The 14,683-nt window shown below is 70.3% G+C and carries 13 protein-coding genes and 1 riboswitch; of the genes, 7 read left to right on the top strand and 6 right to left on the bottom strand.

Features of this window, described 5'->3' with window-relative positions:
* Window positions 1-42: 42 nt before the first annotated feature.
* Window positions 43-159: riboswitch (TPP riboswitch) on the top strand.
* Between the two features lie 75 nt (window positions 160-234).
* The 4 genes from ACFVUT_RS32440 to ACFVUT_RS32425 all read left to right on the top strand — a co-directional run bounded on the left by ACFVUT_RS32440 (window position 235) and on the right by ACFVUT_RS32425 (window position 4,933).
* Window positions 235-1,362, top strand: a complete 1,128-nt coding sequence (locus tag ACFVUT_RS32440; RefSeq protein WP_389657611.1) for a thiamine ABC transporter substrate binding subunit — start codon at window positions 235-237, stop codon at window positions 1,360-1,362.
* A gap of 245 nt (window positions 1,363-1,607) precedes the next feature.
* Window positions 1,608-3,221, top strand: coding sequence for an ABC transporter permease (locus tag ACFVUT_RS32435; RefSeq protein WP_389657708.1), 1,614 nt, complete (start codon window positions 1,608-1,610; stop codon window positions 3,219-3,221).
* Between the two features lie 2 nt (window positions 3,222-3,223).
* The gene (locus tag ACFVUT_RS32430) at window positions 3,224-4,249 is read left to right on the top strand and encodes an ABC transporter ATP-binding protein (RefSeq protein ID WP_389657614.1); all 1,026 of its coding nucleotides are present in this window, start codon (window positions 3,224-3,226) and stop codon (window positions 4,247-4,249) included.
* A gap of 231 nt (window positions 4,250-4,480) precedes the next feature.
* Window positions 4,481-4,933 carry an SRPBCC domain-containing protein gene (locus tag ACFVUT_RS32425; RefSeq protein ID WP_389657617.1) on the top strand — a complete coding sequence of 151 codons (453 nt, stop codon included), beginning with the start codon at window positions 4,481-4,483 and terminating at the stop codon, window positions 4,931-4,933.
* Between the two features lie 164 nt (window positions 4,934-5,097).
* Here ACFVUT_RS32425 and ACFVUT_RS32420 read toward each other — a convergent pair whose 3' ends face one another.
* From ACFVUT_RS32420 to ACFVUT_RS32405, 4 genes are all read right to left on the bottom strand, one after another.
* Window positions 5,098-6,282 carry a hypothetical protein gene (locus ACFVUT_RS32420; protein WP_389657619.1) on the bottom strand — a complete coding sequence of 395 codons (1,185 nt, stop codon included), beginning with the start codon at window positions 6,280-6,282 and terminating at the stop codon, window positions 5,098-5,100.
* Window positions 6,264-7,001, bottom strand: a complete 738-nt coding sequence (locus ACFVUT_RS32415) for an ABC transporter ATP-binding protein (protein ID WP_389657622.1) — start codon at window positions 6,999-7,001, stop codon at window positions 6,264-6,266. Before ACFVUT_RS32415 ends, ACFVUT_RS32420 begins: the two co-directional genes overlap by 19 nt.
* A gap of 354 nt (window positions 7,002-7,355) precedes the next feature.
* Window positions 7,356-8,735: an aspartate aminotransferase family protein gene (locus tag ACFVUT_RS32410; RefSeq protein WP_389657625.1), complete on the bottom strand. Its 1,380-nt coding sequence runs from the start codon at window positions 8,733-8,735 to the stop codon at window positions 7,356-7,358.
* Window positions 8,720-9,226 carry an Lrp/AsnC family transcriptional regulator gene (locus ACFVUT_RS32405; RefSeq protein WP_389657628.1) on the bottom strand — a complete coding sequence of 169 codons (507 nt, stop codon included), beginning with the start codon at window positions 9,224-9,226 and terminating at the stop codon, window positions 8,720-8,722. Before ACFVUT_RS32405 ends, ACFVUT_RS32410 begins: the two co-directional genes overlap by 16 nt.
* Before the next feature lie 162 nt (window positions 9,227-9,388).
* Here ACFVUT_RS32405 and ACFVUT_RS32400 point away from each other — a divergent pair, with 162 nt between their 5' ends.
* The 3 genes from ACFVUT_RS32400 to ACFVUT_RS32390 all read left to right on the top strand — a co-directional run bounded on the left by ACFVUT_RS32400 (window position 9,389) and on the right by ACFVUT_RS32390 (window position 12,776).
* On the top strand, window positions 9,389-10,828 hold the full coding sequence (locus ACFVUT_RS32400) for a gamma-aminobutyraldehyde dehydrogenase (protein WP_389657631.1): 1,440 nt from the start codon (window positions 9,389-9,391) through the stop codon (window positions 10,826-10,828).
* A gap of 192 nt (window positions 10,829-11,020) precedes the next feature.
* Complete coding sequence (locus ACFVUT_RS32395; RefSeq protein ID WP_389657711.1) at window positions 11,021-12,184, top strand: spermidine/putrescine ABC transporter substrate-binding protein; 1,164 nt, start codon at window positions 11,021-11,023, stop codon at window positions 12,182-12,184.
* Between the two features lie 52 nt (window positions 12,185-12,236).
* On the top strand, window positions 12,237-12,776 hold the full coding sequence (locus tag ACFVUT_RS32390) for a hypothetical protein (RefSeq protein WP_389657634.1): 540 nt from the start codon (window positions 12,237-12,239) through the stop codon (window positions 12,774-12,776).
* A 98-nt stretch (window positions 12,777-12,874) separates the two neighbouring features.
* Here the strand turns inward: ACFVUT_RS32390 and ACFVUT_RS32385 are convergent, their stop codons facing one another.
* On the bottom strand, window positions 12,875-13,579 hold the full coding sequence (locus ACFVUT_RS32385) for a glycerophosphodiester phosphodiesterase (RefSeq protein WP_389657637.1): 705 nt from the start codon (window positions 13,577-13,579) through the stop codon (window positions 12,875-12,877).
* 22 nt (window positions 13,580-13,601) lie between these two features.
* A complete protein-coding gene (locus tag ACFVUT_RS32380; RefSeq protein ID WP_389657640.1) occupies window positions 13,602-14,636 on the bottom strand; it encodes an adenosine deaminase in 1,035 nt (344 codons plus the stop codon).
* Window positions 14,637-14,683: the final 47 nt, after the last annotated feature.

Genomic DNA, 14,683 nt, shown 5'->3' with positions numbered 1-14,683 from the left:
AGCCTGGGCCTGCAATCAACTTCATATCCTGCAATCAACTTCATATTCCGACAGGGGAGCGCCACAGCGCTGAGAGTGCGGCACCGTGAACAGGTAGGCCGCAGACCCTCTGAACCTCGCCCGGGTCATTCCGGGTAGGAAGTTCGGTCATCAACTCATGCTGTTGCGCCCTGCCCGCTTTTCGCGCGGGCAGGGCCGCGTCTCTTCCTGGCCAAAACCCAGGAGGAATCCACAATGAGCACCACACGCAGAACCATGCAGCTCGCGGCGTCGGCCGTCGCCGCGGCGCTCGGTGTCACGGCACTGGCCGGATGCGGAAGTTCCGACTCGTCGGACTCCGCTTCCGGCGGCACCAAGGGCTCCGGCACGCAGAGCTCCGGCTCCAAGACGGTGACGCTCGTCAGCCATGACTCCTTCAACGCCTCCGAGGACGTGCTCAAGGAGTTCACGCGCGAGACCGGCTACACCGTCAAGGTGCTGAAGAGCGGCGACGCCGGTGTCGCGCTCAACCAGGAGATCCTGACCAAGGGCTCCCCGCGCGGCGACGTGTTCTTCGGCGTCGACAACACCCTGCTCTCCCGCGCCCTCGACAGCGGTCTCTTCACTCCGTACGAGGCGAAGGGCATCGACCAGGTGGCGGCCGACACCCAACTGGACGCCGCGGAGCACCGGGTCACCCCGATCGACACCGGCGACATCTGTGTCAACTACGACAAGAAGTACTTCGCCGACAAGAAGCTCGCGCCGCCGCAGTCCTTCGACGACCTGGCGAAGCCCGCGTACAAGAACCTCCTCGTCACCGAGAACGCCGCGACCTCCTCGCCCGGCCTCGGCTTCCTCCTCGGAACCGTCGCCACCTATGGCGAGAAGGGTTACCAGGACTACTGGAAGAAGCTGAAGAGCAACGGCGTCAAGGTCGTCGACGGCTGGGAGCAGGCGTACAACGAGGAGTTCTCCGGTTCCGCCGGCGGCAGGAAGGCCAAGGCAGACCGGCCGCTCGTCGTCTCGTACGCCTCCAGCCCGCCCGTCGAGGTGCTCTACGCGAAGCCGCAGCCGACCGAGGCCCCGACCGGGGTCGCCACCGGGACCTGCTTCCGGCAGATCGAGTTCGCGGGCCTGCTGGACGGTGCGAAGAACGAGGCGGGCGGCAAGGCCCTGCTGGACTTCCTGATCAGCAAGAAGTTCCAGGAGGACATGCCGCTCAACATGTTCGTGAACCCGGTCGTCGAGAGCGCGAAGCTGCCGGAACTCTTCACGAAGTTCGGCGCGACGGTGGACAGGCCGACGACCGTCGCCCCCGACAGGATCGCCAAGAACCGTGAGCAGTGGGTCCAGTCGTGGTCCTCGCTGGTCGTGAAGTAGGGACGTCTCCCGAACGCGGAACGGACGCGGGCGGGACGGACGAGAACGGGACGGACGAGAAGGGGACGGACGAGAACGGGACGGACGAGAACGGGACGGACAAGAACGGGACGGACGAGAACGGGACGCGCGAGCAGGGGACGAGCGCGCCCGGTGGGGGGGCGCGCGGGCGGATGCCGCTCGGCCGCTCCGGGCACGCGAACCGCGCGAACGCATGGCGCGGGAGTGCGGTCCGGCTCGGGCTGATGGCCGTGCCCGGCGCGTTCTTCGCGCTGTTCTTCGCCTACCCCGTCGCCGCGATCGTCGGCCGCGGCCTGAAGACGGACGGCGTCTGGCAGTTCGGCCGGATCGGCGAGGTGCTGACCCGGCCGGACATCCGTGACGTCCTCTGGTTCACCACCTGGCAGGCGCTCGCCTCGACCGCGCTGACGCTGGTGATCGCACTGCCCGGTGCCTATGTCTTCGCCCGCCTCGACTTCCCCGGCAAGCAACTGCTGCGCGCTGTCGTCACCGTGCCCTTCGTCCTGCCGACCGTCGTCGTCGGCACCGCCTTCCTCGCGTTGCTGGGACGCGGCGGGTTCCTCGACCAACTCTGGGGCGTACGCCTCGACACCACCGTGTGGGCGATTCTCCTCGCCCATGTCTTCTTCAACTACGCCGTGGTCGTGCGCACCGTGGGCGGGCTGTGGTCCCAGCTCGACCCACGCCAGGAGGAGGCGGCCCGCGTGCTGGGCGCCGGACGGTTCGCCGCCTGGCGGCGCGTCACCCTGCCGGCACTCGCGCCCGCCGTGGCCGCCGCCGCGCTGATGGTCTTCCTCTTCACCTTCACCTCCTTCGGCGTCGTACAGATCCTCGGCGGCCCGGGATTCTCCACGCTGGAGGTGGAGATCTACCGGCAGACCGCCCAGTTGCTCGCCCTGCCGACGGCCGCCGTGCTGACGCTGGTGCAGTTCGCCGCGGTGGGTGCGGTCCTCGCCGTGCACGCGTGGACCGTCCGGCGCAGAGAGACCGCGCTGAAGCTGGTCGACCCGGCACAGACCGCGCGCAGGCCGCGCGGTGCCGGGCAGTGGGCCCTGCTCTGCGCGGTGCTCCTGACCGTGCTCGTGCTGATCCTGCTGCCGCTCGGGGTGCTGGTCGAGCGCTCGTTGGACACGCCCGGCGGCCACGGCCTCGACTTCTACCGCGCCCTGGGATCCGCCGACGCGGGCGGCGGCACGTTCCTGGTCGCACCGCTCGAAGCGATCGGGAACTCGTTGCAGTACGCGCTGGTCGCGACCGTCATCGCGCTGATCGTCGGCGGGCTCGCCGCCACGGCGCTGACCCGTCGCGCGGGACGGCTCGTGCGAGGATTCGACGCCTTGCTGATGCTTCCGCTCGGGGTGTCCGCGGTCACCGTCGGCTTCGGCTTTCTGATCACCCTGGACAAGCCACCGCTGGATCTGCGGACTTCCTGGATTCTGGTGCCGCTCGCCCAGGCGCTGGTCGGGGTGCCCTTCGTCGTACGGACCATGCTGCCGGTCCTGCGGGCCGTGGACGGCCGGCTGAGGGAGGCGGCCGCGGTGCTCGGGGCGTCACCTCTGCGTGCCTGGCGGGAGGTCGATCTGCCGTTGGTGCGGCGGGCCTTGCTGGTGGCGGCCGGTTTCGCGTTCGCCGTGTCGCTCGGTGAGTTCGGCGCGACGGTGTTCATCGCGCGCCCCGACCGGCCGACGCTGCCGGTCGCGGTGGCCCGGCTGCTGGGGCGGGCCGGGGAGCTCAACTACGGCCAGGCGATGGCCCTCAGCACCATTCTGATGGTGGTCTGCGCGGTGTCGCTGCTCCTGCTCGAACGTATCCGCACGGACCGATCCGGGGAGTTCTAGAGATGCTGACACTGGAATCGGCCACGGTCCGCTTCGGTGCGCGGGCGGCGCTGGACGGGGTGGATCTGGAGGTCGCCGAGCACGAGATCGTGTGCGTGCTCGGGCCGAGCGGCAGCGGCAAGTCGACCCTGCTGCGGGTGGTCGCCGGCCTGCGCCCACCGGACGGCGGACGGGTGCTGCTGGACGGCGCGGACCAGGCCGGGGTACCGGTGCACCGGCGCGGTCTCGGCCTGATGTTCCAGGACCACCAGCTCTTCCCGCACCGGGACGTCGGCGCCAACGTCGCCTTCGGACTGCGGATGCGCGGGGTGCCGCGCCATGATCAAAAGCGCAGGGTCGGCGAACTCCTCGACCTGGTGGGGCTGCCCGGAGCCGAGCGGCGGGCCGTCGCCGCGCTCTCCGGCGGTGAGCAGCAGCGTGTCGCTCTCGCGCGGGCCCTCGCGCCGAGCCCGAAGCTGCTGATGCTGGACGAACCGCTCGGACAGCTCGACCGCAGCCTGCGCGAACGGCTCGTCGTCGAACTGCGCACGCTCTTCGGCCGGCTGGGTACGACGGTGCTCGCCGTCACCCATGACCAGGGCGAGGCCTTCGCCCTCGCCGACCGGGTCGTGGTGATGCGCGAAGGCCGGATCGCCCAGGTGGGCACCCCGCTGGAGGTCTGGCAGCGGCCCGCCTCCGCGTTCGTCGCCCGGTTCCTCGGCTTCGACAACGTGGTGGAGGCGACGGTGTCCGGCGCGGCCGCCGACACGGTGTGGGGCAGGGTGCCGGTGCCGGACGGCTCGCCGCAGGGAGCGTGCGATCTGCTGGTGCGCCCGGCCGGAGTGCGGATCGTCGCCCCGGACGAGGGGCTGCGCTGCACGGTCGGGACGCGTACCTTCCGGGGCGACCGCGTCGCCGTACGGCTGACCCCGGTGAGCGGACCGGTCCTGGAGGCGGAGTGCGCGCTGCGGGAGGCCCCGCAGGAGGGGGCGACGGTCGGGGCCGCCTTCGACGCGGCGGAGACCGTCGTCCTGCCCGCCGTCCTCTGACCCGTCCCGCGGGTGCGGAGAGGCACGAGGCTGCATTCACTGGACCGGACGAACCGCGTCCGACGGTCCCGCCCGCCGTTTCCCGGCGTCCGCGACCGCACGGGCTGCCGGGCCGGCCACGCGCGCCGGGGCGGTGCGGCGGTGTCCGTGCAAGCTGGAGGCGGACAGGCGGTCGATCCGGCACGGCCGCGCGACGGACGATCCGGAACGACTCCGAGAGGGACGGGAACCATGACCGAGTCAGCACGCGAGGGCATCGACATCACCCGCGTCCTCGATGCCCCGAGGGAACGGGTCTTCGAGGCGTGGACGACCCCCGAGCACTTCGCCGCCTGGTACGGCGGGGACGCCGACGTTCCGCTCGACCAGGTGTCGATGGACGTCAGGCCGGGCGGTGCCTGGAGCCTGGTCATCGTGGTGCCGGGCGTCGACATGCCCTTCCACGGGGTCTACCGCGAGGTCGTCGCCCCCGAGCGGCTGGTGTTCACGCTGAAGGACGCCACGGCGCCCGACGGCATCGAGGGCGAGACCGTCGCCGTCACCTTCACCGACCGCGGCCACCACACCACCGAAATGGCCTTCACACAGCGCGGCGGCAATCTCACGGCCGAGCAGTACGCGGCGGCCGAGGACGGCTGGGAAGCCTTCTTCGACGCGCTCGTGGCCCGGCTCGCGTCCCGGTGAACCGGCCCGTGTCCTTCTTCCACGCGCTCGTGGACGGGCTCGTGTCCCTCTGAACCGGCCGCGTTCGCCGGCCCGCCGCGGGAGCCGCAGCAGGTCGGCGTCGCGTCGTGCTACGCAGCCCCCGAGGCGCGCGGGCGCGACCGGTGAACGGTGTCCTCAGGTCCTCAGGCCGTCAGCGGCAGCGCGGCCAGCTCGGCGATCAGCCAGGTCAGCGGGGCGAAGACGACCAGCAGCGCGGCCCCGCGCAGGGCTGTCGCGGCCCACAGGGCCGAGGCCGGGGCACCCAGCCGCAGCAGTGCCTGCGTGGTGGGTGTGCGGTCCTGCTTCGCCTCCAACGCGGAGGTCAGCAGCGTCGCCGACGTACAACCGAGGACGAGTACGGCCCCCAGTGCGGTGAGCGGGCCGAGGGGGCGCGCCCCCGTGCCGTACAGCGCGTAGGCGGCGACCAGTGCGGAGAGGACCGCGCAGACCACACCGAGCGGCCCGCCGATCCGTCGGGCCTCGTCCATCAGCACGCGTCCGGCCAGCAGGCGCACGGCACCGGGGCGCATCGCCTGGAGCAGTCGCCCGCAGTGGTACGCCAGGCCGGGCCCGGCCATGGCCAGGCCGATCGCCGTCAGCGTCCACCCCGCCAGCACTCCGGCCGGGGTGGCGTCGAGCCTGCCGGGGAGCGGGAGCAGGCTGTGCCCGTCGCCCCGGCTCATGTACGCCTCCACGGCGAGGCCGGCCGCGGTCAGCGCCACGCCCCACGGCAGCCCGGTCGGGGGCGCCGCGGCGGGGGGCCGGCCGCCCGGCACGGCGCCCGGCTCGGTCTCGTCGTCCGGGACCGTTTCCGGGACGGTCCGGGCGCGCAGCGCCAGCGCGCTCGCCGTCGCCGCGGACACCGGGACCAGGGACAGCAGCACGAGTACGGCCGCGAGCGGCAGCGAGGCGTCCGCGTCGAGCAGCCCGGCCGCCGCACCGTCGAACGGCAGCCCGGACAGGTCGCCGCGCAGATGCAGGAAGAACAGCAGGGCCACCATGGACCCGAGGGTGCAGGAGACGGCTGTGGAGACCCCGGCGAGTACGGCGAGCCTGACCGGTCCGAGACCCACGGCGGACAGCCCGGAGCGGGGCCGGGTGCTCGGATCCGTACGGGCCACCGCGACCGCGAGCTGCACGGTGGCGGCGAACGGCACGAAGCACCACAGCAACCGCAGGACGGCCGCGGTGGAGTGGGCCGGGTGTCCCGATGCGTAGCCCAGGGCACACAGCATCAGGAAGCCGACGCCGGCGGAGGCGGCCGCGACGAGCAGCCGCCGCATCAGAACGAGCGGATGGGAGCCCCGGGCTAGACGGAGAGCGAGCACGCCGCGCGGCCCTCCGTATCGGAAACGGCGGGCAGGGCGGCGGTGGCGACACGGCGGCCGTCCAGCAACGGGACCGTGCGGTCGGCGAGGGCCGCGACCTCCGGGTCATGAGTGGCGAGGACGATCGTGATGCCGTGCGAGCGAGCCGCGCTGGTGAGGGTGCGCAGGAGGTGCGTCCGGTCGGCGCGGTGCAGGGGCGCGGTCGGATCGTCGGCGAAGATCACCGCGGGGGAGACAGCCAGCGCGCGGGCCACGGCGATCCGTTGACGCTGCCCCCGGGGCAGCGTGTGCGGTCGTTTCTTGGCGCACACACCGATGTCGAGCCGCTCCAGCCATTCCAGGCCGGTCTTCTTCGCCTCCCGGTGCGAGGCGCCGCGCAGCAGCAGGGGAAGGGCCACGTTTTCCCAGGTGTTCAGCTCCGGTACGAGGTGCGGCTCGGGGGCGATCCAGCCGAACTTGTCGCGGCGCAGTCGTTCGCGCAGCCGGGGGCCCATGGTGTGGACGGGCACGCTGTTGAACCACACCTCGCCCTGCTGGGGCACCAGTTGACCGGAGAGGCAGCGCAGCAGGGTCGTCTTGCCGCTTCCTCTGGGGCCGGTCACGGCAAGGATCTCGCCGTCGCGGACATCCACGGAGACAGCGTCGAGCGCGGGGGAGCCGTCGTGGGAGTGGTGCAGGGAACGCGCCCAGATCACGTCGTTGTCCGGCGGGGCCACCATGGCGTACACCTCGGTTCAGATCGCATGTCCCGTCCCCCTTACGGGGGAACGAAGCGGGGGCCGATCGGTCACTCGGCACCGTAGGGATTCGAACCGTGCAGTGGGCACAGCACACGGCCCGGGTGCGCTCCATCCCACTCGAATGGGCGCATCCGGGCCGTGGGGGCCGCAGAGGATGACAGCCGGAAGCCGGCTGATCGGCGGTCGGGCGGTCGTCCCGCCGCAGCGCCGTCCGGCCCATAGCGGCCGGACGGGCTCCCGGGCCCTCGGAGGGGCCGGGAGCCCGTCCGAGGGGCCGCTGGGGCCGGGGGAACGGCGCCGGGACCGTGGCCGGTCAGCCGGTCGGGCCTCCGGTCAGAGCTTGGTCCACGCCTCGGTGAGGACGGAGCGCAGGATGCCCTCGATCTCGTCGAACGTCGACTGGTCGGAGATCAGCGGCGGCGCGAGCTGGACGACCGGGTCGCCGCGGTCGTCGGCCCGGCAGTACAGGCCGTTGTCGTACAGCGCCTTGGAGAGGAAGCCGTACAGGACGCGCTCGGTCTCCTCGTCGTTGAAGGTCTCCTTGGTGGCCTTGTCCTTCACCAGTTCGATGCCGTAGAAGAAGCCGTTGCCGCGGACGTCGCCGACGATCGGCAGGTCGAGCAGCTTCTGCAGCGTCGTGAAGAACGCGTTCTCGTGGTCCAGGACGTGCTGGTTGAGGCCCTCGCGCTCGAAGATGTCGAGGTTGGCGAGGCCGACCGCGGCGGAGACCGGGTGGCCACCGAAGGTGTAGCCGTGCAGGAAGGTGTTGTCGCCCTCGTAGAACGGGGCGGCGACGCGGTCCGAGACGATGCAGGCGCCGATCGGGGAGTAGCCCGAGGTCATGCCCTTGGCACAGGTGATCATGTCCGGCACGTAGCCGAACTTGTCGCAGGCGAACATCGTGCCGAGACGGCCGAACGCGCAGATGACCTCGTCGGAGACGAGCAGCACGTCGTACTTGTCGCAGATCTCGCGCACGCGCTGGAAGTATCCGGGCGGCGGCGGGAAGCAGCCACCGGCGTTCTGCACCGGCTCCAGGAAGACCGCGGCGACGGTCTCCGGGCCCTCGAAGAGGATCTCCTGCTCGATCTGGTCGGCGGCCCAGCGGCCGAAGGCCTCCGGGTTGTCGCCGTGGATCGGGGCGCGGTAGATGTTGGTGTTCGGCACCTTGTGCGCGCCGGGGACCAGCGGCTCGAAGGGGGCCTTCAGGGCCGGCAGGCCGGTGATCGACAGGGCGCCCTGCGGGGTGCCGTGGTAGGCGACCGCACGGGAGATGACCTTGTACTTGGTCGGCTTCCCCTGGAGCTTGAAGTACTGCTTGGCCAGCTTCCAGGCGGTCTCGACGGCCTCGCCGCCACCGGTGGTGAAGAAGACCTTGTTGAGGTCGCCCGGCGCGTAGCCGGCGAGGCGCTCGGCCAGTTCGACGGCCTTCGGGTGGGCGTAGGACCAGACCGGGAAGAAGCCCAGGTCCTGGCCCTGCTTGTACGCCGCTTCGGCGAGCTCGTGACGGCCGTGACCGGCGTTGACCACGAACAGCCCGGACAGGCCGTCGAGATAGCGCTTGCCCCGGTCGTCGTAGATGTAGGTTCCCTCGCCACGCACGATGGTGGGAACGGGCGCGTTCTCGTAGTCCGACATGCGGGTGAAATGCATCCACAGGTGGTCGTACGCGGTTCGGCTGAGGTCCTTGCTCACGGCTATCGGGTTCCCCACATGTAGGTCTGCTTCTTGAGCTTCAGATACACAAAGCTCTCGGTGGAGCGCACGCCGGGGATGGCCCGGATGCGTTTGTTGATCGTTTCCAGCAGGTGGTCGTCGTCCTCGCAGACGATCTCCACCATCAGGTCGAAGGAGCCCGCGGTCATCACCACGTACTCGCACTCGCCCATGGACGACAGCGCCTCGGCGACGGGTTCGAGGTCGCCGTCGACGTTGATGCCGACCATCGCCTGCCGCCGGAATCCCACGGTGAGCGGGTCCGTGACGGCGACGATCTGCATCACGCCCTGGTCGAGCAGCTTCTGGACGCGCTGCCGCACGGCCGCCTCGGAGAGGCCGACGGCCTTGCCGATCGCGGCGTACGGACGACGCCCGTCCTCCTGGAGCTGCTCGATGATCGCGAGGGATACGGCATCGACCGTCGGCGATGATCCGTTCCCGGTCCTGGAGTCTGTGCTGCGGCTGGCCACGGACCCACTGTGCACCGGGACTCGTCGGTCTGGCAACCCTGAATCGATGATATCCGTTGTCTGAAGGTCTAGATCTCACTGAATCCGAAGTTCACGGCGGGTAGGCATGTCGAAAGCGACACCTGACCGATTAGGCTGGACATCTCACCCATGGACGTGTTGACAGGAGGGGTGGTTGTGACCACCGAGGTGCGCCGTCTGCGCAACTACATCAACGGAGAATTCCGGGACGCCGCTGACGGGCGGACCATCGACGTGGTCAATCCGGCGACGGAAGAGGTCTACGCGACCTCGCCCCTGTCCGGCCAGGCCGATGTCGACGCCGCGATGGAAGCCGCCGCGGCCGCGTTTCCCGCCTGGCGTGACACCACGCCCGCGGAGCGCCAGAAGGCCCTGCTGAAGATCGCCGACGCCTTCGAGGAGCGCGCCGAGGATCTCATCGCCGCCGAGTCGGAGAACACGGGCAAGCCGATCGAGCTCACCCGCACCGAAGAGATCCCGCCGATGGTGGACCAGATCCGCTTCTTCGCCGGTGCGGCGCGGATGCTCGAAGGCCGCTCGGCCGGCGAGTACATGGAGGGCCTGACCTCGATCATCCGGCGCGAGCCGGTGGGCGTCTGCGCGCAGGTCGCGCCGTGGAACTACCCGATGATGATGGCCGTGTGGAAGTTCGCCCCGGCGCTCGCCGCGGGCAACGCCGTCGTCATCAAGCCGTCCGACACCACGCCGGCGTCGACCGTGCTGATCGCCGAGATCATCGGCCAGATCCTTCCCAAGGGCGTCTTCAACGTCATCTGCGGCGACCGCGACACCGGCCGTGCGATGGTCGAGCACCCGGTTCCGGCGATGGCCTCCATTACCGGCTCGGTACGGGCCGGCATGCAGGTCGCCGAATCCGCGTCCAAGGACGTCAAGCGGGTCCACCTGGAGCTCGGCGGCAAGGCCCCGGTCGTCGTGTTCGAGGACACCGACATCGCCAAGGCCGTCGAGGGCATCTCCGTCGCGGGTTACTTCAACGCCGGACAGGACTGTACGGCCGCGACCCGGGTCCTGGTCCACGAGTCCATCCACGACGAGTTCGTCGCCGCCCTCGCCAAGGCCGCCGCCGACACGAAGACGGGCCTGCCGGACGACGAGGACGTGCTGTACGGCCCGCTCAACAACGCCAACCAGCTCAAGCAGGTCAGCGGCTTCATCGACCGGCTGCCCGCACACGCCAAGGTCGAGGCGGGCGGCCACCGGGTCGGCGAGAAGGGCTACTTCTACGCCCCGACCGTCGTCTCCGGCCTGAAGCAGGACGACGAGATCGTCCAGAACGAGGTCTTCGGCCCGGTCATCACCGTCCAGAAGTTCACGGACGAGGCCCAGGCCGTCGCCTACGCCAACGGCGTCGACTACGCGCTCGCCTCCTCGGTGTGGACCAAGGACCACTCCCGCGCCATGCGGATGTCCAAGAACCTCGACTTCGGCTGCGTGTGGATCAACACCCACATTCCGCTCGTCGCCGAGATGCCGCACGGCGGATTCAAGAAGTCCGGCTACGGCAAGGACCTCTCCGCGTACGGCTTCGAGGACTACACCCGCATCAAGCACGTCATGACCTCGCTCGACGACTGACCTCTCGTCAGCCGCCACGCGTACGGCCCCGGGCGCGCCCGGGGCCGTACGCGTTCCCGGCACCGGCCGCCGCACCGGCCACGCCATCGACAGGGTGTGCGGACGGAGCGTGCGCCGCTGGACGGTTGGTCCATTGTCCGTACCTTCGCCGACCGGCATCCTGCGCAGGTGCGAGCGATCCCGAACCACCCCATGTCCCGTCGGTCCCTGCTGCGCGCCTTCGGGGCGGGAGCGGCCGGTGCCGCGCTGACCGGCTGCGGCGTGCCCGCCGCGTACGTGCGGCCCGGTGACCGCGCCGGACGCGACTACTCCGCCACCGACCACGTGCTGCACTTCGCCAACTGGCCGCTGTACATCGACACCGACGACGAGGACGCGTCGAAGCGACCCACCCTCGACGCGTTCACCGAACGCACCGGGATCTCGGTCACGTACACCGAGGAGATCAACGACAACGACGAGTTCTTCGGGAAGATCAGCCCGGCTCTCATGAATCACCAGAAGACCGGCCGGGACCTGATCGTCATCAGCGACTGGATGGCCGCCCGCTTCGTACGGCTGGGCTGGGTGCAGGAGATGGACCGCGCCGAGCAGCCCAACGTCGCCGCCCACCTCGATCCGCAGTTGCGTTCGCCCGCCTTCGACAAGGGGCGGACGCACAGCGTCCCCTGGCAGTCCGGCATCACCGGCATCGCGTACAACCGGAAGAAGCTCGGCCGGGAGATCAAGCACCTGAGCGACCTGTGGGCGGACGACCTGAGCGGCAAGGTGACGCTGCTGTCGGGGCTCGACGAGTCCTTCGCCCTCCTGATGCAGGGCAACGGCGTCGACATCACCCGCTGGGAGCGGGACGACTTCTACGAGGTGTGCGACCAGGTGGAGAAGCTGGTGAGGAAGAGGCACATCCGCCGCTTCACCGGCAACGACTACATCAAGGACCTGTCGACCGGCGACGTGCTCGCCTGCCAGGCCTACTCCGGCGATGTCATCCAGCTCCAGGCGGACAACCCGGAGATCGAGTTCGTGGTCCCCGAGGAGGGCGCCGAACTCTGGGCGGAATCCCTGATGATCCCCGACCTCGCGCGCCACAAGCGCAACGCCGAAAGGCTCATCGACCACTACTACGACCCGGAGGTCGCCGCGGAGCTGGCGGCCTGGGTCAACTACGTCTGCCCCGTCCCCGCCGCCCGCGAGGTGCTGGCCTCCTCCAAGGACGCGGAGACCGCCGCGCTCGCCGAGGACCCGCTGATCTTCCCGGACGACGCGATGCGCCGACGGCTGGCGATCGCCCGCGACATCACGTCCGAGGAGCGCACCGAGTTCGCCAAGAAGTGGAACTCCGTCGTCGGCCTGTGAGCCCCGCCGGGGTGGCGCGGGGGGCCGTCGGACGCGGGCGTACGCTGCGGACATGAGCGAGCGAACAGCCCTGCTGAGACGCGTACGCGTGTGGTTGGCCGCCTTTGTCGTGTGCCTGGTGCTGAGCGGGGTGACCGCCTTCCCGCTCGTCCATGAACTCCACTGGACCGAGGACCTGTTGAGGTCCTCGGCCTCGCCCGTGCCCGAGCACTTCCCGGCTCTGATGGAGTGGATCACCCGGGTCCGCACCGGTCTCGACGAGACCGACGCGAAGTACCCCTTCGTGCTGTACGGCACCGACTGGCTGGCCTTCGCGCACCTCGTCATCGCGGTCGCCTTCTACGGTCCCTACCGCGACCCCGTCCGCAACATCTGGGTCATCGAGTTCGGCATGATCGCCTGTGCCGGGATCATCCCGCTCGCCCTGATCTGCGGACCGGTCCGGGGCATTCCCTTCTGGTGGTCCGTCATCGACATGTCGTTCGGCGTCTTCGGGGTGATCCCGTTGCTCGTCGTGCGCCGCATGATCAAGCGGCTGGAGGCGCTGCCGACGGAACAGCGGCTACCGGAGCCCGCGGCGCAGTCCGCCTGAGAGGCCGCCGGGTGGCCGTGGCCGTGGCCGTGGCCATCGGTCGGAAAGCGGACGCGGCATGGTGCGCGCACCGGGTGCAGGGCGCGATGTCCGGTCGGTCAACGAGCTCCGGCGGACGGGGAGTTGCCGAGGACGCCGCGGAGGGCATCCACCCGGTTGGTCGTGATGGAGTCGACGCCGTGACGGACGAGACGGCGCATGGTGCGCGTGGTGTCGGCCGTCCAGGCGGAGACCAGCAGACCGTCCCGGTGGAGACGGTCCGTCAGGTCCCGGTCCACCAGGCCGAACCGGTAGTTCAGCCACCGTGGCCGCACCGCGTCGAGCAGCACGGCGCGCGGTGGCGCGAGGGTCGTCCAGGTCAGGGCGATCTCGGCGTTCGGATCGGCGGCGCGCACCCGCAGCATGGCATCGGCGCCCGCGCAGTAGTACACCCGCTCACCGGCCCCGCACGCGCGCACCGCACCGACGATCCCGGGGACGGAATCATCGGTGGAGCCCGGCAGATCGATCAGGACGCGGTGCGCTCCCGCGGTGAGCAGCGCGTCGCGCAGCGTGGGCACACCGCCCCCGGTCAGTTCGGTGAGTTCCTTGTGGGTCAGCCCGTCGAGACGCAGGTCGTGGCCCCACAGCCGCTCCAGCGTGGCGTCGTGCAGCAGGACCGGTACGCCGTCGCGCGTGACGCGCACATCGATCTCGACCGCGTCCGCTCCCCGTTCGAGGGCGGAGCGGATCGAGGGCAGCGTGTTCTCGCGGACACGGTAGGGATCGCCGCGGTGGGCCACGGCGGTGACGGTGGTGACCATGCGCCCATTGTGACGGCAGGGGTCAGCGGCCCGTGCGCTCCAGCCAGTTCGCCGTGTACGTGTCGATCTCGGCGGCGAGCGTGCGCTTGCCGGCCGCGTCGAGGAACGACGCCTCCACCGCGTTCTTCGCGAGCGCGGCGAGACCGCGCTCGTCCAGACCGAGGAGACGGGCGGCCACCCCGTACTCGTTGTTGAGGTCCGTGCCGAACATCGGCGGGTCGTCGCTGTTGATGGTGACCAGGACGCCCGCCTGCACCATTTCCCTGACCGGGTGCCGCTCGATGTCGGCCACCGCGCGGGTGGCGATGTTCGAGGTCGGGCAGACCTCCAGCGGGATGCGGTGCTCGGCGAGGTGGGCCAGCAGCTTCGGGTCCTGGACGGAGTGGGTGCCGTGGCCGATGCGTTCCGCGCGCAGGTGGGTCAGCGCGTCCCAGACGGTCTGCGGCCCGGTGGTCTCCCCGGCGTGCGGCACGGAGTGCAGGCCCTCGGCGATCGCCCGGTCGAAGTACGGCTTGAACTGCGGGCGCTCCACGCCGATCTCCGGGCCGCCGAGCCCGAACGAGACGAGCCCCTCGGGCCGCAGGTCCACGGCGAGCCGGGTGGTCTCCTCGGCCGCTTCGAGTCCGGCCTCGCCGGGGATGTCGAAGCACCAGCGCAGGACCACTCCGAGTTCGGCCTCCGCCGCCTTGCGGGCGTCCTCTATCGCCTCCATGAACCCCTGCTCCGGGATGCCGCGCCGGGTCGAGCTGAACGGGGTGACGGTCAGCTCGGCGTAACGGATGTTCTGCCGGGCCATGTCACGGGCGACCTCGTAGGTCAGCAGCCGGACGTCCTCCGGCGTGCGGATCAGGTCCACGACGGAGAGGTACACGTCGATGAAGTGACCGAAGTCCGTGAAGGTGAAGTAGTCGGCCAGGGCTTCGGGGTCGGTGGGGACCTTGGAGTCGGGGTGGTGCGCGGCCAGCTCGGCGACGATACGGGGCGAGGCGGACCCGACATGGTGAACATGCAGTTCCGCCTTGGGCAGCCCAGCGATGAAAGGGTGCAGATCGGTCATCGGGTACTCCCGGTACATGGGACGGTTCGGGTGCCGGGCACACGTCG

The organism is Streptomyces sp. NPDC058051, assembly GCF_042885475.1.
In the GTDB taxonomy this organism is placed as follows: Bacteria; Actinomycetota; Actinomycetes; order Streptomycetales; family Streptomycetaceae; genus Streptomyces.
The sequence above is the reverse complement of the archived record's forward strand: the minus strand, read 5'-3'. Positions and strand labels throughout refer to the sequence as shown.